17 protein-coding genes and 2 tRNA genes are annotated in these 19,340 nt (G+C 69.7%); 7 read left to right on the forward strand and 12 right to left on the reverse strand.

What is annotated here, in order from left to right; translation table 11 throughout:
• Window positions 1-30 precede the first annotated feature (30 nt).
• Window positions 31-723: a tyrosine-type recombinase/integrase gene (locus QM711_RS17600; protein WP_415101724.1), complete on the forward strand. Its 693-nt coding sequence runs from the start codon at window positions 31-33 to the stop codon at window positions 721-723.
• 216 nt (window positions 724-939) lie between these two features.
• Here QM711_RS17600 and QM711_RS17605 read toward each other — a convergent pair.
• Window positions 940-1,032 (reverse strand) — tRNA-Ser (locus QM711_RS17605).
• Window positions 1,033-1,180: 148 nt separating this feature from the next.
• Here QM711_RS17605 and QM711_RS17610 point away from each other — a divergent pair.
• Entirely contained in the window at window positions 1,181-2,752 is a 1,572-nt protein-coding gene (locus QM711_RS17610; RefSeq protein ID WP_415101726.1) for an LCP family protein, read from the forward strand.
• 16 nt (window positions 2,753-2,768) lie between these two features.
• Here QM711_RS17610 and QM711_RS17615 read toward each other — a convergent pair whose 3' ends face one another.
• Both QM711_RS17615 and QM711_RS17620 read right to left on the reverse strand, forming a co-directional pair.
• On the reverse strand, window positions 2,769-3,215 hold the full coding sequence (locus QM711_RS17615) for a hypothetical protein (protein ID WP_415101728.1): 447 nt from the start codon (window positions 3,213-3,215) through the stop codon (window positions 2,769-2,771).
• A gap of 1 nt (window position 3,216) precedes the next feature.
• Window positions 3,217-3,301 (reverse strand) — tRNA-Ser (locus QM711_RS17620).
• Window positions 3,302-3,453: 152 nt separating this feature from the next.
• Between QM711_RS17620 and QM711_RS17625 the strand changes: the two genes are divergently transcribed.
• Window positions 3,454-4,428, forward strand: coding sequence for an NAD(P)H-quinone oxidoreductase (locus QM711_RS17625; protein ID WP_415101730.1), 975 nt, complete (start codon window positions 3,454-3,456; stop codon window positions 4,426-4,428).
• Between the two features lie 374 nt (window positions 4,429-4,802).
• On the opposite strand, the gene QM711_RS17630 is transcribed toward QM711_RS17625, so the two are convergent.
• Together QM711_RS17630 and QM711_RS17635 are read right to left on the reverse strand one after the other, a co-directional pair.
• Window positions 4,803-6,761: an ABC transporter ATP-binding protein gene (locus tag QM711_RS17630; protein WP_415101732.1), complete on the reverse strand. Its 1,959-nt coding sequence runs from the start codon at window positions 6,759-6,761 to the stop codon at window positions 4,803-4,805.
• Window positions 6,751-8,616, reverse strand: coding sequence for an ABC transporter transmembrane domain-containing protein (locus QM711_RS17635; RefSeq protein ID WP_415101734.1), 1,866 nt, complete (start codon window positions 8,614-8,616; stop codon window positions 6,751-6,753). Before QM711_RS17635 ends, QM711_RS17630 begins: the two co-directional genes overlap by 11 nt.
• A gap of 211 nt (window positions 8,617-8,827) precedes the next feature.
• Between QM711_RS17635 and QM711_RS17640 the strand changes: the two genes are divergently transcribed.
• Window positions 8,828-9,172: a glyoxalase superfamily protein gene (locus tag QM711_RS17640; RefSeq protein ID WP_415101736.1), complete on the forward strand. Its 345-nt coding sequence runs from the start codon at window positions 8,828-8,830 to the stop codon at window positions 9,170-9,172.
• 195 nt (window positions 9,173-9,367) lie between these two features.
• Here QM711_RS17640 and QM711_RS17645 read toward each other — a convergent pair whose 3' ends face one another.
• The 5 genes from QM711_RS17645 to nirD all read right to left on the reverse strand — a co-directional run bounded on the left by QM711_RS17645 (window position 9,368) and on the right by nirD (window position 13,233).
• Entirely contained in the window at window positions 9,368-10,156 is a 789-nt protein-coding gene (locus tag QM711_RS17645; protein ID WP_415101738.1) for an ABC transporter permease, read from the reverse strand.
• Window positions 10,153-11,016, reverse strand: a complete 864-nt coding sequence (locus QM711_RS17650) for an ABC transporter permease (RefSeq protein ID WP_415101740.1) — start codon at window positions 11,014-11,016, stop codon at window positions 10,153-10,155. Before QM711_RS17650 ends, QM711_RS17645 begins: the two co-directional genes overlap by 4 nt.
• Entirely contained in the window at window positions 11,009-11,929 is a 921-nt protein-coding gene (locus tag QM711_RS17655) for an ABC transporter ATP-binding protein (RefSeq protein ID WP_415101742.1), read from the reverse strand. The genes QM711_RS17650 and QM711_RS17655 overlap by 8 nt, the downstream gene beginning before the upstream one ends.
• A gap of 207 nt (window positions 11,930-12,136) precedes the next feature.
• A complete protein-coding gene (locus QM711_RS17660) occupies window positions 12,137-12,853 on the reverse strand; it encodes a sirohydrochlorin chelatase (RefSeq protein ID WP_415101744.1) in 717 nt (238 codons plus the stop codon).
• Window positions 12,850-13,233, reverse strand: coding sequence for a nitrite reductase small subunit NirD (nirD, locus tag QM711_RS17665; protein WP_415101746.1), 384 nt, complete (start codon window positions 13,231-13,233; stop codon window positions 12,850-12,852). Before nirD ends, QM711_RS17660 begins: the two co-directional genes overlap by 4 nt.
• Before the next feature lie 205 nt (window positions 13,234-13,438).
• Between nirD and nirB the strand changes: the two genes are divergently transcribed.
• Window positions 13,439-16,018, forward strand: coding sequence for a nitrite reductase large subunit NirB (nirB, locus tag QM711_RS17670; RefSeq protein ID WP_415101748.1), 2,580 nt, complete (start codon window positions 13,439-13,441; stop codon window positions 16,016-16,018).
• Window positions 16,011-17,213, forward strand: coding sequence for a uroporphyrinogen-III synthase (locus QM711_RS17675; protein ID WP_415101750.1), 1,203 nt, complete (start codon window positions 16,011-16,013; stop codon window positions 17,211-17,213). Before nirB ends, QM711_RS17675 begins: the two co-directional genes overlap by 8 nt.
• On the opposite strand, the gene QM711_RS17680 is transcribed toward QM711_RS17675, so the two are convergent.
• Entirely contained in the window at window positions 17,108-17,791 is a 684-nt protein-coding gene (locus QM711_RS17680) for a hypothetical protein (protein ID WP_415101752.1), read from the reverse strand. The genes QM711_RS17675 and QM711_RS17680 overlap by 106 nt on opposite strands.
• A gap of 194 nt (window positions 17,792-17,985) precedes the next feature.
• Between QM711_RS17680 and QM711_RS17685 the strand changes: the two genes are divergently transcribed.
• Window positions 17,986-18,636, forward strand: coding sequence for a TetR/AcrR family transcriptional regulator (locus QM711_RS17685; RefSeq protein ID WP_415101754.1), 651 nt, complete (start codon window positions 17,986-17,988; stop codon window positions 18,634-18,636).
• Between the two features lie 124 nt (window positions 18,637-18,760).
• Here the strand turns inward: QM711_RS17685 and QM711_RS17690 are convergent, their stop codons facing one another.
• Window positions 18,761-19,336 carry a DUF1707 SHOCT-like domain-containing protein gene (locus QM711_RS17690; protein WP_415101756.1) on the reverse strand — a complete coding sequence of 192 codons (576 nt, stop codon included), beginning with the start codon at window positions 19,334-19,336 and terminating at the stop codon, window positions 18,761-18,763.
• Between the last annotated feature and the right edge of the window lie 4 nt (window positions 19,337-19,340).

Genomic DNA, 19,340 nt, shown 5'->3' on the forward strand with positions numbered 1-19,340 from the left:
GCAGGATGGCAGGGTCGATCCAAACTTGGGGTGAATCCCTACGAGGCTGACGAGATCCGGAAGTTGGTCGAGGCGGCACTCAGTCAGTTCGGCGGCGTCCGATGGATCATCGCCCTGTCGCTGGGGCTCCGACAGGGAGAGCTGCTCGCCCTGCACTGGGACGAGATCGACCTCGTTCGTGGACTGTTGACGGTCGAATACAGCCGCGCCCGGCCAAAGTATCGACACGGATGCAAGCCCCCGTGCGGTCGAGCCAAGCCCGGCTGGTGCCCGGACAAGGTCCGCACGAACCCCGAGCGCGGGGAGACGAAATCCGACGCCTCCCACCGCACGATTGGGATGCCAGCAGAACTGACGGGCCTGCTGCGCGCCCACCGTGCCCAACAGCTCGCGATGCAGATGCGGGCGGGCGACCAGTGGAACGAGGGCGGTTGGGTCTTCACCGATGAACTCGGCCGGCCGCTCAACAACGTTGGCGACTACCGACGTTGGAAGGCACTGATCAAGACTGCCGGGGTCAGGGACGCCCGACTCCACGACGCCCGCCACACCGCCGCCACCACCCTGCTGCTCCTCGGCGTCTCCGAACGCGCCGTGATCGACATCATGGGCTGGTCCACCGGAAAGATGACCCTGGTCTACCAACACATCACCGACAGCGTTCGCAAGGATGTCGCCGACAAGGTCGGCGGCTTCATATGGGGCAACAGCGACGCCTCATGAACAAACAGGGACCCGAAGGTGCGCCGGGCAGCGACCGGACCGGCAGCCCGCTGGCGCACTTCAACAGACCTACGGCGTTGGTACGGACAGGGACGGACGGCCACAATCGAACAGCGTCGGTGGACTACAACTGAGACTAAAACTGGGACTAAGACCTCAGCGGAGACGAGAAACGCTCCTCCCGAGAACCCTCAGGAGGAGCGTTTCCCCTTGTCATGGCGGAGGCGGCGGGATTTGAACCCGCGATGGGCGATTAACCCAAACCCGCTTAGCAGGCGGGCGCCATAGACCGGACTAGGCGACGCCTCCTCAGCCGAGGCCTGAGCCTACTCCAGCGGCGTGTACTACGCCAAAGCGGTGTTCGGCTGGGCCAGACTGCAACCCTCAACCCTCGAATCGCAGCGTCGGAAGTCAACAACTACACTCGGCGTGTCTCAAGACCGGGAGCAGAGGACGAATGACCGAACCGACACGCGCGCTGTCCGATTCCGCGGATGCCGCGCCGGACCCGGACGCCGACCAACCCCGCCGAGCCGTCGGCGCCGGCCGCTTCCGCTGGGCCATGGTGTGGACGGCGCTGGGCGCCTTGATCCCTGGGCTCGGCCTGTGGCATGCCGGACGCCGCGTGGCCGGTTCGATCGTGATGGGGGTGTTCGTCGCACTCCTCCTCGCTATCGCATACCTGGGCCTTGCGGGCAAGGATCGCCTGATCGAGCTGGGCACGAATGTGGACGTGCTGAACGGCCTGGTGGTCGGCCTGGCGGTGCTGGCTGTGGCGTGGGTGGTGGTCATCGTGACAAGCCACCTCTCGCTGCGTCCTGCTCAGCCTTCCGGTGCGCAGCGGTTCGCCGGTGGCGTCCTGGTCGGCATTCTGGCGTTGGCCGTGGCGACCCCGCTCGCGGTCGGTGCCGAGTACGCCCGCTCGACGGCGAACTTCCTCGGCACGGTGTTCGATGACGATCCCGTCCCCAGTGGCCAGCCGACGCCCGACCAGTCCGCCAACCCCTGGGGTTCCAAGGAGCGGCTCAACGTGCTGGTGATCGGCGGCGATTCGGGCACCAACCGTGACCCCAGCCTCGGACTTCGCGCCGATACGGTGATGGTGGCGTCCATCGACTTGAAGACCGGCGTCAGCACGCTGTTCTCGCTGCCCCGGCAGACCGCCCGCATCCCGTTCCCGAAGAGTTCCCCGCTGCACAAGTACTACCCCAATGGCTTCTATGACGGCGTCGACGGCGCGAACAGCAACTATTTCCTGAACGCCATGTACAACAACATTCCCGCCCGGATTCCCCGAAACCTGCTGGGGGACAACGTGAAGAACCTCGGTGCCGAGGTGATGAAGGTGGGGGTCGGCGAAGCACTGGGGCTGGGCAAGCTCGACTACTTCGTGATCGTCAACATGGACGGCTTCAAGCAGTTCATCAACGCCCTCGGAGGGATCACCCTGAACGTCAACTACCGCATTCCGATCGGCGGCAAGACCACTGAGCGGGTCCCCCCGAAGGGCTATATCGAACCCGGTCCCAACAAACACCTCGATGGCCGGCTGGCGCTGTGGTACGCCCGCGGCCGGTACGGCCTGACCACGGGTGACTACAGCCGGATGGAACGGCAGCGTTGCGTCATCAACGCCGTCGTCCAGCAGGCCCAGCCCCAGGTGGTGCTGACCAACTTCGAGAAGATCGCCGCGGCGGGCTCCAAGACGATCCAGACCGACATTCCGCGCCGGATGCTGAAGCCGATGATCGAGCTCGCCTTGAAGGTCAAGAACACCAACCTGCACAGCGTGGTGTTCCAGCCGGGCGTCGCCGGCTGGGTGAGCTCGAACCCGCCCTGGCCGGCGGTGCAGCGGCGGGTGCAGCAGGCGCTTCGCGAGGCCGACCGGGCCGAGGCTGGCAAGACCGCCACGGCCAGCCCGTCAGCGTCGCCGGGTGAGAGTGGTTCGCCGTCCGCCAAGCCGACCAAGAAGCCGTCCGGCAAGTCGGACGACCTCAGCGACTCCTGCGCCTACCACCCGGCGAAATAGCCCGGGACGCCGCCGGTCACGGCAGGGCGTGGTAGCCGCGGCTGGCGTCCAGTCGTTGGGTCAGGTCGGCGGTGAGGTGCACCATTTCAGCGGTGACTCCACGCCGGCTGACCAGCCGGACGCGACGCTCGGGTCCGTGATGAATGGTCAGGGACGTCGGCGCCTGGGTCACCTTGGTCACCTCGGCCCAGCTGCCCTGCTCCTGCGAGCCGGGTCCGGTGATCAGGTAACCCTCGTCGGTGAACTCGGCGAAGACCCGCATCCGTCGCCAGCTCAGGGACGCCACCACGAGTAGCGCCACGGCGCCGCCCAGCAGCACCCAACCGAGGAAGGCGATCACACCCGGCAGCCGCAATGCGGCGGGCAACACGATCAGCGCCGCCCCGAAGATCGCTAGGACGGCCGCCACCGCGACCGCACGCAACGGCAGCGGCGGGGTGAGCACATGGGTACGCGAGGACACGCGGCGAGGGTGGGATTCGAACCCACGGAGCGTTTCCACTCGGCCGCTTTCAAGGCGGCTGCACTAGTCCACTATGCGACCTCGCCCGGCCCCACATGCTAGCCCCTTCGCGCGGTCGCCACCTCCGCGCTCGCCGAACTATCTGGGGCTCGCCGAGTTCGGCGAGCCCCAGATAGTTCGGCGAGCGGTGGGAGCGGATTCCCCGGCGGGGCTCGTCGGACGGTGCGAGGCTGGGGGCATGCAAGCTGTCACGTTCGATTCGTTCGGCGGTCCTGAGGTTCTGCGGCTGGCGGAGGTGCCCACGCCCGAACCGGGTCCGGACGAGGTGCTCATTCGAGTGCTGGCGTCCGGGGTCAACCGGGCGGACCTGTTGCAGCGTCAGGGTCACTACCCGCCGCCACGCGGGGCCAGTGCGATCCTCGGCCTGGAGGTGTCCGGAGTCGTCGATTCGGTCGGCGACGGCGTCCGGGGTTGGCAGTCCGGCGACGAGTGCGTTGCCCTGCTTTCCGGCGGCGGCTACGCCGAGTACGTGGCCGTGCCGGCCGGTCAGGTGGTTCAGCCCCCGCGCGGCACCGATCTGGTCACGGCGTCCGGGCTGATCGAGGTGGCGGCCACCGTGACCTCGAACCTGAGCCTGGTCGGCTTGCGCGCCGGCGAGACCTTCCTGGTGCACGGCGGCACCGGTGGCATCGGCACTTTCGCGATCCAGTACGCGTCCGGGCTCGGCGCCCGGGTGTTCGCCACCGCCGGCACTCCGCGCAAGCTGGAGTTGTGCCGCGACCTGGGCGCCGCGGACGCCTTCGACTATCACGGCAACTGGCTGGCCGCGCTCCGGGAAGCCACCGACGGCCGCGGGGCCGATGTGATCCTGGACGTGATGGGCGCGGCCTACTTGGCGTCCAACCTCGACGCGCTCGCCCTCGACGGACGGCTGGTGGTAATCGGCCTGCAGGGCGGCCGCAGCGGCACCCTCGATCTGGCGAAACTGCTTGCCAAGCGGGCATCGGTGACAGCTACCGGGCTGCGCGGACGTCCAGTCGAGCAGAAGGCGGCGATCTGCGCCGAGGTCGTCCAATTGGTCTGGCCGCTGATCGAGTCGGGCCGGATCAAGCCGGCCACCGAGACCCGCTACGGCGCTGCGGACGCCGCCGAGGCGCACCGCCACCTGGCGTCCGGAGAAGCCGTCGGGAAGGTGATCCTGACCTGGACCTGAGCAGAGTGCGCGGCGGGCGGCTCACATTGTGTGGATGGGACTCAGCCTCGAACGCCTGGTGCTCGAACACGATCCCGAAAACCGGCTGGTCGATTGCTGTTCTCCGGCGTGTCGCCCGCTTCTCGGCTATCGACCAGTGGATTTTCGGGATGCCCACAGATTCGCAGCCGAGCGCCCGGCTTCGGTGACCAAGAGAACCGTCCCCAGTGACCAAGAGAACCGTCCCCAGTGACCGCGAGAACCGGTGACCAAAAGAACCGTCCCCGGTGACCAAGAGAACCGTCCCCGGTGACCAAGAGAACCGTCCCCGGTGACCGCGGGGACGGTTCTTCTGGTCACCCGTCGGCTCAGGAGTCTTCTGGTTACCCCTCGGCTCAGGAGCGCCAGGTGTGCCACAGCCGGGCGTACTCGCCACGGAGCTCGAGCAGCTCGGTGTGCGAGCCGAGTTCGGCGATCCGGCCGTCGATCACGACCGCGATCCGGTCGGCATCGTGGGCGGTGTGCAGCCGGTGCGCGATCGCGACCACGGTCCGTCCTTCGAGCAGGGCGGCCATCGAACCCTCCAGGTGCCGGGCGGTGCGCGGATCGATCAGGGACGTCGCCTCGTCCAGCACCAAGGTGTGCGGATCGGCGACCACCAGCCGGGCCAGCGCCACCTGCTGCGCCTGCGCGGGGGTGAGCTCGGTGCGTCCGTGGCCGAGCATGGTGTCCAGGCCGTTCGGCAGCTTCTCCACCCACGACAACGCGTCCACTGCCTGCAACGCGTCCACCACCGCGGCGTCGCCCTGCTCGGGGGTGAGCTGCTGGTCGCGGGCCAGCACGATGTTGTCCCGGACTGTGCCGACGAAGACGTGATGCTCCTGGGTGACCAGCGCCACCTCGGTGCGCAGCAGGTCCAACGGCAACTCCATCAACTCGACGGCACCGACGGTGACCGAGCCGGTCCGCGGACCGTTGATCCCGGCCATCAGCCGGCCCAGCGTCGACTTCCCCGAACCGGACGGCCCGACGATCGCCAGCCGCTCCCCGACCCGCAGGTCGAGGTCGATTCCGTGCAATACGTCGCGGCCCTCGCGGTAGGCGAACCGCAGATCGCGTCCGACCAGATGGTTGTCGATCGGACGCCGGACGCCCGGCGTCCGGTCCTGCGGCACCTCGGCGATGCCGAGCAGACGGGTGGTCGCGGCCAGCCCGATCTGCAGCCGGTCGGCGACCTGGATCAGCCGGTCCAGCGGTTCGACCAGCTGCTGCACGTAGATCGCGGCGGCGGTGATCTGACCGATCGTCACCCAGTCGTTGGCGTACCCCCAGGTGCCGAGCACGACGACGGCCACCAGCGGCAGCTGGTACGAGGCGTCCAGGAAGATGAACAGCAGGTTCCGCAGCGTCATCGTGTAGCGCTCGGCGTTGTTCGACACCTCGATGTCGTCGTCGCCGATCGCGATCCGCCGCTCACCCAGACCGAGCGCCTCGACCGTGCGGGCGCCCTCGACCGTCTCGGTCATCGTCGAGTTGATCTGCGAATAGCTGCCCGACTCGGTGATGTAACCCGGCATCGCCCGGCGCAGGTAGCTGCGGGTGACCAGCACCAGCACCGTGATGGACGCCACCAGCGGCAGCGCCAGGAACCACGAGTTGAGCACCATCGCCACGATGGTCAGCCCGGTCACCACCACCGACATGACCAGCTGCGGGAACGCCCAGCGCACCGACTCGCTCATCTTCGACACATCGGAGGTGATCCGGGTCAGCAGGTCGCCCGAACTGGCCGACTCGATCCGGCCCAGCGGCAGCCGCAGCACGGTCCTCACGATCGCCTCGCGGGCCGCGGCCAGCAGGTTATAGCCGAACACCGCCGACACCCGGCGCGCCGCGAAGGTCAGTGCCGCCTGCACCACGACCACCGCGGCAACACCGAGAATGATCGCATCCACCGTAGCCAGCGGCGTATTGCCGGCGGCGACCCGGTCGACCAGATCACCCAGCAGCCGGGGCACGATCAGGCCGGCGGTGGCGGCCAGCACGTTGAACGCCACCACCGCGACCAGCAGCCCGCGACGGGTCCCCAGCAGTTCGCCGAGGAAGCGGAACGCCTTGTCGTTCTGCGCCACCGGCAGCCCCCGCTCGGGGTTCCTGGACGCCGCGAAGAACTCCTCGGCGCGCCGTTGCCGGATCCGGAACCGGGTGCCCAGCCCGCGCAGTTGCCGTCCCGGGTGGGTGATCAGTGACCACGGACCGTGCTTCGGCGGCGCGGCCAGCTCCGGCGGAAGCTCGAAGGCGTTCGGATCGTCGACCCAGGTGTCGGCCGACGTCGACAGCACGTCAGTGGTCATCGCCTTCCTCCATTCCTCGGTTGACGACCGCCCGGTAGGCGGCGTGGTTGGCCAGCAGGTACTCGTGGGTGCCGGTCGCGACCTGCCGTCCGTCGGCCAGGAAGACGACCCGGTCGGCGCTGTGCACCAGCAGCGGGGACGCCGTCATCACCACGGTCGTCCGGCCGCGGCGGTGGTCGGCCAGCCGTCCAGCGATGGCCTCCTCGGTGTGCGCGTCGACCGCCGAGGTGGGCTCGACCAGGACCAGCACCTCAGGGTCGGCCAGCAATGCCCGGGCCAGCACCACCCGTTGCCGCTGGCCGCCGGACAGTCCGCGTCCCTTCTCGTCGATCCGGCTCGCCCAGCCCTCCGGCAAGCCCTCGAAGACGTCTTCGGCGGACGCCGTCCGCAGCACCTGCTCGGCCTGCTCGCGGGTGTGGGTGCCCAATGGGTCGACCGCCTGCTGGAAGGTTCCGGCGAACAGTTGGCTGCCGGCGTCCGAGACCAGGACGCGTTCGCGCAGCGACGCCATCGTGTAGTGCTGGTAGTCGAGACCGTCGGCGGTGACCCCCCAGGACCGCTCCGCAGCGGCGGCGTCCGAGCGGGCCGCCTCGGCGCGCCGACGCTCCTTCTCGGCGCGGGCCAGTCGCGCGGCGCGTCCGGTCAGTTCGTCGTCGCTCTCGCTCTCCTCGATAGCACTCGCAACGGTGGGCAGGTACCGCCCGAGCCGGTCGGCGAGTGCCGCCGAGGCGTCCGGATCGGCGCCGACCACGACCAGGAACTCGCCCGGCTCGACCCGGACGTCCGAGACCAAGTCGTGCAGCACCGGACGCGGCGACAACTCGCGGGTGCCGTCGGTCCAGGGCAGCTCGGCGCCGAGCAGCGCGATCGTCTTGCGCGCCGACACCAGCCCCTGGACCCACTTCTGGGCCACCTCGAACAGCGTCTGCAGCGGCCAGACCATGAAGATCGCGTAGCCGACGAAGCTGATCAGCTGCCCCAGGGTGAGGCGTCCGGCGATCATCTCGTGGGCGCCGAGCCAGACCAGCACCACCAGCAGCAGGCCGGACAGCAACACCGACAGCGTCTCGACCACCGCCTGCCAGGTGCCGGTGGTGACCCCCAGCCGACGCACCCGCTGCGACTGCGCCGCATAATCGTCGCCGAAGGTCTTCTCGCCGCCGATGCCGCGCAGGATCCGCAGCCCGGCGACGATGTCGGCGGCCATCGAAGTGAGTTCGCCGTTCTGGGTGCGCTCCGCGGTCTGCGCGGCGTTCAACGGACGCAGCACCGGCGTCGCCGCCGCGACCAGCAACGGCGCGGTGATCAACACCACCAGGCCGAGCAGCCCCGAGGTGCTCACCATCAGCGCCGCCACTACGGCGAACGCACCCAGCGCACCGAGGGCGCGGGCGACCACCTCGAAGGTCTGGCCGAAGGTGTTCGAGTCCGATGAGGAGATGCTCAGCACCTCGCCGGTGGGCAGCCGGCGGTTCAGCACGTGGCCGAGCTGCGCCGATTTGCGGGTGACCAGCTTCTGGGTGCCGTACAGCGAGATCAGCCAACCCCGGACGGCGAACGTGTGCATCACGATTCCGCTGGCCGCGCCGATCAGGATCACCAGCGCCAGCAGCCCCGCCCAGCCCACGGTCGCCGTCCAGTCACCGACCAGGATGCCGGCGTCGATCGTCCGGCCCAGCAGGTAAGGACTGAGCGCGGACGGCAGGAACCAGGCCAATCCGGACACCGCCAGCGCCACGAGCACGTCGGCCTGCACCCGCAGCGTCCACAGCAGAAACCGTGCCGGGCTACGGGTGTCAGGCCTGGCGGTCTCGGCGCGCGTGTACGCGTCGATCCGCGGTGGGAAATCGTGCATAGCCGGGCAACGTTACGCCTGTGTGGTTGCTGTGTCGACCGCGGGACGCCGTCTCCCGGTTCCCACCGCTCCCCGAACCATTTAGGGCTCGCCGAGTTCAGCGAGCCCTGAATAGTCCGGGGAGCGGTGGGAATGGGGCCAAGGTATTGCCACCGGTGATCCCTCCCGGGGCATCATGGGAGGCAGTCCGCGGCGAGGGAGGCGTTCGACAATGACACAGGTGGTTCCGATCCTGCGGGTCGCCGATGTGGAGGCGTCGCTGGCCTGGTGGCAGCAGGCCGGCTTCGTCCACGACTTCACCCACCGCTACGGCGGCGGCACCACCCACCGCTTCATGGGCATCCGCCGCGACGGCGCCGACATCTTCCTCAGCGAGAACGTGGCGGACGCGTCCGGACCCACCCTGGTCTTCGTCTGGGTCCCCGACGTGGACGCGGTCGCCGCCGGCTTCAGCGCCGAGGTCGAGCAGCATCCGTGGGCGCGGTCCTTCGAGGTGACCGACCCGGACGGCAACCGGGTCCGGATCGGCACCAAGGAGTTGGGCCAGTCGGCCTGAGCCGTCCATCGAACTGAGCAAGGCATCCGTCGCGTCGGGTCTCGACACGCTCGACCAACAGTGGACTCGTCGGGTCTCGACACGCTCGACCAACAGTGGACTCGTCGGGTCTCGACACGCTCGACCAACAGTGGACTCGTCGGGTCTCGACACGCTCGACCAGCGGGGGGATCAACGCCCTCGACAAGCAGCGGCTTACCGCAGGAACAATGCCCGCAGCCGCAGGGTGCAGAACGCGACCCCGGCCACCGACATCACCACGAAGTAGCCCAGGTGCAGCCAGGTCGCGCCGGTGAACACCCCGGTCGAGAGCTGGCGCATCAGTTCGACACCGTGCCACAGCGGCATCGCCTGAATGAACCACTGGATCGCCGTCGGGTACACGTCGATCGGGAACAGGGTCGCGCTGAACAGGAACATCGGCAGCAGCACGATGTTGATCAGATCCATTTGCTGGAAGGTGGTGAACCAGCTGGTCACCGCCATGCCGACGGCTGCGAAACCGAGCGCGATCAGCACCGCCACCGGCACCATTGCCAGCGCCCACCACGAGGTGGCGATGCCCAGCACCGCCATCACGCCGAGGAATCCGCAGGCATAGAGCAGGCCGCGGAAGAGCGCCATCGCGATCTCGCCGGCGGCGACGTCGAGCGGACCGAGCGAGGTGGACAGCATCGCCTCGTAGATCCGGCCGAAGCGCATCTTGAAGAAGACGTTCCAGGTCGAGTCGTAGATGGCGCCGTTCATCGCCGAGGTGGCCAGCAGCGCGGGCGCGATGAAGGCCACGTACGACATCGGCTGGCCGGACGGCCCGGTCACCGTGCCGACCAGTCCACCGAGCCCGTAACCCATCGCGAGCAGGTAGAACACCGGTTCGAAGAAGCCGGAGACCAGGATCGTCCAGTTCTGGTTTCCGATCACCTTGAAGCCGCGTTCGAGCACCGCCCGGACGTTGCCGGCGTACAGCCCCGCCAGCGCGCTCACCGGGTCAACCTCCGGGTGAACAGCCGCGCCGCCGCCCAGGTGCTGCCGATCGCGGTTCCGGCCAGCACCAGGACGTGCAGCACCGTCAGCCACCACGGATTGGCCATCCCGAAGCCGACCACCCGGGCGAGCTGGGTGCCGTGCCACATCGGCGAGATCCAGCCGATCCACTGCAGGTAGCCGGGCATCGCGCTGAGCGGGAAGAAGGTGCCGGCGAACAGGAACATCGGCATCACCACGAACCGCTGGACGAACGCGAATTTGGTGCCCTCGTCGTTCTGGGTCGCCGCGAAGGCCATCAGCGGTGCGCCGAACGCCAGCGCGGCCAGCGGCGCGATCAGCACCATCAGCACCGACGCCGGCGCGGTCACGCCGCCGAACCAGACCAGTGCGAGCCAGAACAACAGCGACTCGGGAATGAACCGCAGCCCGACCGCGACCACCTCGCCGACGGCTACCTGGGCGGGCGTGACCGGGCTGGCGGCGGCCGCGAAGTAGTGCTTCTGCCATTTGAAGCCGGCCATCACCGGATAGCTGAACTCGCCGCTGGCCTCCATCACGATCGACGAGACCAGCAGCGCCGGGCCGACGAAGACCAGATAGCTGACCCCCTCGACCCCACCGGCGCCGGAGTCGACCAGGGCGCCGAGCCCGAGCCCCATCGACGACAGGTAGAGCAGCGGCAGGCCGATCGCCCGGATCAGGATCGTTTGCAGGTAGGCCCGCATCGAGGTCAGCCGGTACTCGGCGTACAGCCACCAGCCCCAGCGGCGTCCGATTCGCGCCTGTTCGGCGGCGGGCCGCGCCGCGCCGGTGTAGGCGAGCCGGTTCGAGTCGAGCAGTCCGGTGTGCTCAGTCAATGAGGGACCTCCCGGTGAGCCGGAGGAAGACGTCCTCCAGCGAGGAGCGGCGGACCAGCGAGGTGACCGGTTGCAGGCCGCGCGAGGTGACCTGTTCGAGGGTCGCCTCGCCGTCGCCGGAGTAGAGCAGGACGCGGTCCGGCAGCACCTCGATCCGCTCGGCAACGCCCTGCAGCTGGGCGACCACCGACGCGTTCCGGTCGGAACCGAACCGCACTTCGAGCACTTCGCGGGTGGAATACTCCCGGATCAGCTGCGCCGGGGAACCCTCGGCGACGATCTTCCCGTGGTCCATCACCACCAGCCGGTCGCAGAGCTGTTCGGCCTCGTCCATGAAGTGGGTGGTCACCACCAGGGTGACGCCCTCTTCTTTGAGCCGGAACAACCGGTCCCACAGAATGTGCCGGGCCTGCGGGTCGAGCCCGGTGGTCGGTTCGTCGAGCAGCAGGATCCGTGGCTCGTTGATCAACCCGCGGGCGATGGTGAGCCGCCGCTTCATGCCGCCGGAGAGGTTGTCGACCTTCTCGTTAGCCTTTTCGGTCAGCTGCGCGAACTCGAGCAGGTCATCGGCACGACGCTGCAGATAGGCTCGCGACAAGCCGAAATACCGGCCGTAGGTGATCAGGTTCTCGCGGCACCGCAGCTCGGTGTCGAGATTGTCCTGCTGCGGGATGACGCCCAGGTTCGCCCGCACCTCCGGTCCGTTGACCTCCGGGTCGAGACCGAGCACGGTAAGGGTTCCGGACGTGCGCAGCGAAGTGCCACCGATCATCCGCATCGTCGTCGACTTGCCGGCGCCGTTGGGCCCGAGCAGGCCGAACGACTCGCCGGCGGCCACCTCGAAGTCGATGCCGTCGACGGCGTTGAGTTCGCCGTAACTTTTCGCCAGGGCGTGGGCTTGGATCACAGGCACGGCCCAGAACCTACCAACCGGCTCCGACAAGAAGCAGTGGCCCCTCGGTGACAACCCGGCCACTGCCGCATCCAGGGGTCTCGACACGCTCGACCAACGGTTCTCCACCCACGCAGGCACCTCGGGGGGTTGAACTCTCAGCGGTCTCGACAAGCTCGACCACCGGTTCTCCACCCGCGCAAGCACCCCACTCAGGGGTCCCCAGACTCAGCGACGTGCCTCCGCGTACCGCTCGAGGACGAGGTCGACCAGTTCGGCGGGCGCCGGAGCGTTGGGCGCGAGCAGCGGGCCTGAGGTGACATCGCCGCCGGAGCTGGCCGCGAGACCGGCGAAGTATCCCGGTGCCAGCAGATAGCTGGCCACCACCACCCGGCGTCCGGGATGGGCGGCCCGGGCGGTGGCGATCTCATCGGACAGTCGTGGCAGCGCGGCTGAGATGAATCCGACGGAAACCGGCCGTCCCAGCGCCGCGCCCAGCCGGCGCGCGGTCTCGATGCAGTCGGCGACCGCACCCGCATCACTGGACCCCGCGGCGGCCAGCACCACGGCATCCTCGGACGCCAGCCCGGCCTGCGCGAGCCGGGTGGCCAGCAACTGGACCAGGCGGTCGTCCGGGCCGAGCGCCCGAGCGATGGTGGCCCCGGTGGCGTCCGCGACGTCGGCGAGGTCGACGTGGACGTGATACCCGGCCGACAACAGCAACGGCACGACCACCGAGGCCCGCCCGTCCGGCAGCGCGCCGAGCGCGGACGGTACGTCCGGCTGCTGCACGTCGACGAACCCCGGGTGAACGGACAGGTCGGGACGGCTGCCGGTGACGGCGGCGACCAGGGACGCCACCGCGGCCTGCCCCGACGGCGACGACGTCCCGTGCGAGACGGCGAGCAGCGCCGGGGCGAGGACAGTCGTGGCGGCGGCCCTCATGCGGCCACCTCCACCTCGACCATGCCGGCCACCACCCGGGTGCGATAGATCTCGACCCGGACGCCGGGGTCGTCGAGGCAGGCACCGGTGCGCAGGTCGTATACCTGCTTCAGCAGTGGCGAGGCGATGGTGGCCCGGTCGCCCCGGCTGCCGACGATGCCGCGGGCCATCACATAGGCCGAGGTCACCGGATCGCGATGATCGATCGCGTACAGCTCGCCCGGCTCGACCAGGACGAGGGCGACCTGCCGTCCGGCGACCAGGACGGCCTCGCCCCAGGTCGGCTCCAGGGCATCGACCGCGCACACCGGATGCCAGGTGCCGGCGGACGCGGCGGGGGTGGGCTCGGAGTTGATCCGATCGGGAAGCGTGAGGGTCATCAGGGGGTCCTTTCGCATCGCGTGGACCCGACGCTAGGCACCGGGTGTTTCGCCGGGCGGCACGCACGGTTTCTCCCTCGTGACGCTGTGCTCACATCACATCCGGCGCCGCGTGGGGCGGATGTGAGGCTTCCGTTACACAGCTGCAACTGCCGGGCAACCGCGGCTTCATACCGTCATGGGCATCGACGGAAGGGCACACCCCATGACCGACAGCACACCCCGCCGCGTGGTCGTGATCGGCGCCGGGCCGGCCGCGCATCGTCTCGCCACCACGATTCGTGCCCAGGACGCCGACGGCCGGGTCCGGCTCACCGTGATCGGGGAAGAGGACCAGCTGCCCTACGACCGGGTCGCGCTCAGCAAACGGTTTCTCGGCGGCACCGACCTGACCCTCGACGCGTCCGTGTGGGACCGTCCGTTCACGACGCTGATCCGCGGCGAACGCGCGATCGCTCTCGACCGGGTCGCCCGTACGGTCAGCACCGACACCGGACGGGTCCTGCCCTACGACGACGTCGTCTTCGCCACCGGATCCCGGGCACCGGTTCCTGACATCCCCGGGGCCGGTTACGCCCGGGTCTACCGCACCGTCGCCGACGTCGACGAGCTGTCGGCCGAGGTTCGGCTGCTCGGCGCGGTGCTTGGACGCGCCCCGCGGACGGTGGTCGCCGGCGGCGGCCTGCTCGGCCTGGAGGCTGCCGGCGGACTGGCCGAGCTCGGTGCGGAATCGGCACTGGTCCACTCCGGGGGCTGGCTGATGTCGGCGCAACTCGACGAGGGCGCCGGCCGCTCCCTCGGCCGGCTGATCGCCGGCCGCAACATCGCCGTGCACCTGGGCGTGCGGCCGCGCGCCATCCACACCACGCAGGGCGCGGTCACCGCGGTCGAACTCACCGACGGCGCGATCCTGGACGCCGACCTGATCGTCTTCGCCATCGGCATCTCGCCCCGGGACGAGCTCGCCGCCGCGGCCGCCCTCGATCTGGGCCCCCGCGGCGGCATCGTGGTGGACGCCGCCTGCCGGGCCTCCGATCCTCGGGTCTGGGCGATCGGCGAGGTGGCTCACGTGCACGGCCGCTGCGTCGGCCTGGTCGCGCCGGCGAACGCGATGGCCGAGGTGGTCGCGGACCGGCTGCTGGGCGGCACCGCCGAGTTCGACGCCATCGACGATGCCACCAAGCTCAAGCTGGCCGGGGTCGAGGTGGCCAGTTTCGGCGACGCCTTCGCCCGGGCCGCGGGTGCGCTCGAGGTGGTCTACGCCGATCCGGCCCGCGGCCTCTACCAGAAGCTGGTCGTCTCCGACGACGCCCGCACGCTGCTCGGCGGCGTCTTCGTCGGGGACGCGTCGCCGTACCTCTCGCTGCGGCCGATGCTCGGCCGGCAACTCGGCTCAGAACCGGGCGCCTACCTGTCGGCGCCCGGAGCCCAGCCGGCCGGCGCCGACGAACTGCCCGACGACGCCTTGCTCTGCGCCTGCAACAACGTCTGCGTCGGAGCCGTCCGGTCCGCGGTGACGGGGCCACAGGTGTGCCACACCGTGCCCGCACTGAAGGCCTGCACCCGGGCCGGCACCCAGTGTGGCTCGTGCGTCCCGCTGCTCAAGAAGACCCTCGAACAGGAACTCGCCAAAGCCGGGCTCAGTGTGTCGCGGGCGCTGTGCGAGCACTTCGGATACAGCCGCCAAGAACTGTTCGAGTCGATCCGGGTCCTCGGCCTGACCTCCTGGGAGGAGATCCTGACCCGGTTCGGCAGCGGCCGGGGCTGCGACATCTGCAAGCCGGCGGTGGCGTCCATCCTGGCCAGTCAGCACGACGGCTACATTCTGGACGGCGGCCGCGGCGCCCTGCAGGACACCAACGACCGGGCGCTGGCCAACATGCAGCGCGACGGCAGCTACTCGGTGGTGCCGCGGATCCCCGGCGGCGAGATCACCCCGGAGAAGCTCGGCGTGATCGCCCGGGTGGCGTCCGACTTCGGGCTGTACACCAAGATCACCGGCGGCCAGCGGATCGACCTGTTCGGTGCCCGGCTCGACCAGCTGCCCGAGATCTGGGCGCAGCTGGTCGATGCCGGCTTCGAGTCGGGACACGCCTACGGCAAGTCGTTGCGCACAGTGAAGAGCTGTGTCGGTTCGACCTGGTGCCGATTCGGCGTCCAGGACTCCGTCGGCATGGCGATCCAGCTCGAACTGCGCTACCGCGGGCTGCGGGCGCCGCACAAGATCAAGCTGGGGGTGTCGGGTTGCGCCCGCGAGTGCGCCGAAGCCCGCGGCAAGGACGTCGGGGTGATCGCCACCGACGCCGGCTGGAACCTCTACGTCGGCGGCAACGGCGGCTTCCAGCCCAGTCACGCTCAGCTGCTCGCGAGCGACCTCGACGACGACACCCTGCTCCGCTACATCGATCGCTATCTGATGTACTACATCCGCACCGCGGACCGGCTGCAGCGCACGGCCCGCTGGATGGAGGAGCTGGACGGCGGACTCGACCACGTCCGGGCGGTCGTGGTGGAGGATTCGCTCGGCCTGGCCGCCGAACTGGAGGCGGCGATGGCGACCCATGTGGCGGGCTACGAGGACGAATGGGCGGCGACCCTGCGCGACCCGGAGAGATTGAAACGCTTTCGCAGCTTCATCAACGCCCCCGCAGACGCCGCGCCGACCGTTCCCCGGGTGGCCGAGCGGGGTCAGCAGCGCCCGGCGACGGCATCCGAGCTGGCGGACGGACGGGTGCTGTTGGCCGGCGCCATGCTCCCGGTCCGCAGGGGCGGCAGCGATGACTGAGCTGGCACCGGGTCCGCTGCGCGACCAGCTGGAAGGCTTCCGGATCGGGGTGACCAGCGAACGCCGCGCCGGCGACCTGATCGATGCGCTGGAGCGGCGGGGCGCGCACGTGCTGCACGCCCCGACCCTGCGGATGGAGCCTGCCTCCGACGACGAACAGGTCATCGTCGACACCGAGGCGATCATCGCCGCGCGTCCCGACGTGGTGCTCGCCACCACCGCGTTCGGCGTCCGGCGCTGGCTCGAGGTGGCCGACGCGGCGGGACTGGGCGAACAGCTGCTCGCCCGGCTGGCGACGGCGCGGATCCTGGTCCGCGGCCCGAAGGCGCGCGGCGGCATCCGGGCGGCCGGGCTGGACGACTCCGGGATGAGCGAGGAGGAGACCACCGCCTCGCTGGTGGCCAAGGTGCTCGCCGAGCACGACTCCGCGCTGACCGTCGCCGTACAGGCCCACGGCTATCTCGAGGACGCGGTGCTGGCGCCGCTGCTGGCCGCGGGGCATCGGGTGGTGACCGTCTCGCCCTACCGGTGGAGATCGCTCGACGACACCGATGCGCGGATTCCGCGGCTGATCGAGACGGTGTGCGGCGACCAGCTCGACGCCGTCACCTTCACCAGCGCGCCGGCCGTCGACGCCCTGTTCGCCGCCGCCGAAGCGCTCGGCATGCACGACGCCCTGCTCCGCGCCTTCCGCGGAGGCGTCGTCGCAGCCGCCGTCGGCCCGGTCACCTCAGCGGCCCTGGTGGCCGCGGGCGTCCAGCCGATCCAGCCGGACCGGTTCCGGATGGGCGCCCTGATCCGGCTGCTGTGCGAACGGCTGCCGGAGCTCCGGGTGGCCAGGGCGGTCACCACGCACGGCGAACTGGTGATCCGCGGCGCGATCGTCGAACTGGACGGCCGGCGCATCCCGCTCACCCCGTTGCCGCTCACCTTGCTGCGCGCGCTGCTCGCCGCGGACGGGGCAGTGGTGACGCGCGAGCAACTGCTGCGCATGGTCGGCAGCTCCGACCACCACGCGCTCGAGATGGCACTGAGCCGGCTGCGGCGCTGCCTCGGCGCGCCGGTGATCGCCACCGTGGTCAAGCGTGGCTACCGGCTGGCCGTCATTGACACCGGCCCGCCGCCCGCGGGTGCGTCAACGATCGGACGACGGCGCAGCACCGATCCGGCGAACACGGCCGCGGCAAACAGGTAGACGACTCCGAACGCCATCCGGCCGACCGTCGGCAGGTAGAACTGCGGCAGCACCAGGGCGACCAGGATGCCCAGCGGCCACGCCGCCCGGCTGCTGGCGTACCGCGTCCAGGCCAGAGCGAAGGCGACGCCGGCGACCGCGAGCAGCAGCAGTCCGAGGCCGAACAGGCTGATCGCCACCGGCTGGTTGCGGATCTCGTCCACCATGGCCAGCCCCGAGACGTCGGTCAACGCGTGCCGTCCGATCACGTGCAGGGCGAAGGTCTCGGCGCCGAAGTACGGCAGCACCAGCACGGCCCCGGTCAGGCCCGACCAACGGGCCAGCCGGGCGGCGAACGACTCGCGCGCCAGGTCGGACAGCCGCAGCGCGAGGCGTCCGAACCCGGCCAGCGCCAGCGCCCCCGCGACGTGTGCAGCCACCCACCACGGGGACGCGAAGGCGGCCGCCTGCTCTGCGGGGTTCGGCGTGAGCGCCGGTGAATCGCCGTAGGGCCGGACCAGCAGATACACCGCCATCAGGACTCCGGTCGTCGCCAACGGCACCAACAGGTCCCGCTCCGTCGTCAGCCTGGGCCGCATGTCATCTCCTCCGATTAATCGAGAGCACCGCTCTCTTTTGAAAAGATAGAGCACCGCTCTCGGATTTGCAAGAGCGCTGCTCTTGTTCGTGCCAGACTGGTCCCCGACACCGAAAAGCCCTCCCTAACTAGTTCTGGCCTCCCTCCGGTGGGAGGGCAGAACTAGTTAGGGAGGGCCTGACGAGGGGACGCCCAGTGGGTAAGCGCGACGAGGCACGAGCCCGGACGACGGCCGCGATCCTGCGAGCCGCGCGGCAGGCGATCGCGGCCGAGGGCGGGGGCGCGCTCTCGATGCGGGCGGTAGCGCGCGAGGTGGGACTGGTGTCCTCGGCGGTCTACCGCTACTTCCCGACCCGCGAAGCGCTGCTGACCATGCTGATCATCGAGAGCTACGGCAACCTCGACCGCGCCCTCGCCGTCATTTCGGACGCCACCCCGCACCCCGCCTGGACCGACCTGGGGCACGCTTTCCGGAACTGGGCTAGGGGTGCACCGCACGAGTTCCAGCTGATCTACGGGACGCCGATCCCCGGTTACGTGGCGCCTCCGGAGACCATTCCGGCTGCCGCCGCGGTCGCCGTCCACTTTCTCGCCGCCGGCGCCACCTCGTCGCCCGACCCGTTCGACACGGCGGAGCTGGCCCGCCAACTCGGTCCGCTGACCGCCGGCCTGCCCGGCGCCCAACCGGCCGGCGCGGCCGCCGTCCTCACCGAGCTGGCTGCCCTGGTCGGCTTCATCGGACTGGAGTTGGCCGGGCACTTCGTCGGCACTGCCGATCCCGCGGACGCCCTCTACGCCGCGCTGCTGCGGCGTCAGTGCACCACCCTGGGAGTGCGCGAGGACTGAGCGGGCGGGGACGGGTCTCGACAGGCTTCACCAACAGGCTTGGGTCTCGACAAGCTCGACCAGCGGTCTCGGGTGCCAACCAGCGGTCTTGGGTCTCGACAAGCTCGGCCAGCGGCGCCGGATCTCAGCGCAGGTCGTTCTCCGGCGGCTGGTAGCCCCGGTCGATCGCCCGCTGATCCCGGCGGTCGATCCGGTCCTGCCGGTTGACCCGTCCGCCGACCACGCCCATGATCATCGGGATCGCGGTGCCCAGCATCGGCCACATCGGCCAGTAATAGATCCAGTGCCCCGTCCCGAGCACGGTCATCAACCAGATCAGGTTGAACATCACCGCCAGCCCGAGCCACCAGCGCGGAAACCTCCCGATCATCCCCTGCGGCCCGCGCGGACGTCCCTGCTGTGGCATGGACGGCGGGCTGGCCGCCGCCGGCTGGGGGCGCACCGGAGTCAGATCGGCCAGCACCGGCACCAGTTCGCCGAGGCTCTTCGAGCTCATCGTCTGGTCCAGCCGCTGGTTGTACTCGTCGTTGTCCAGCCGGCCCTCGGCGTAGGCGTCGGCCAGCATCGAAGCCGCGTTGCCGCGGTCGGCGTCCGAGGCTCGCAACTGCTGGTACTGCGGATCCCGCGGGTCGGCCGAGAAACCCGCCCACCCCCGGCCCTGCTCAGGCACCGGAAAGTTCTGCCACTGCTGACCGGACATCGGC

The organism is Micropruina sp., assembly GCF_047602385.1.
Classification (GTDB): domain Bacteria; phylum Actinomycetota; class Actinomycetes; order Propionibacteriales; family Propionibacteriaceae; genus Micropruina.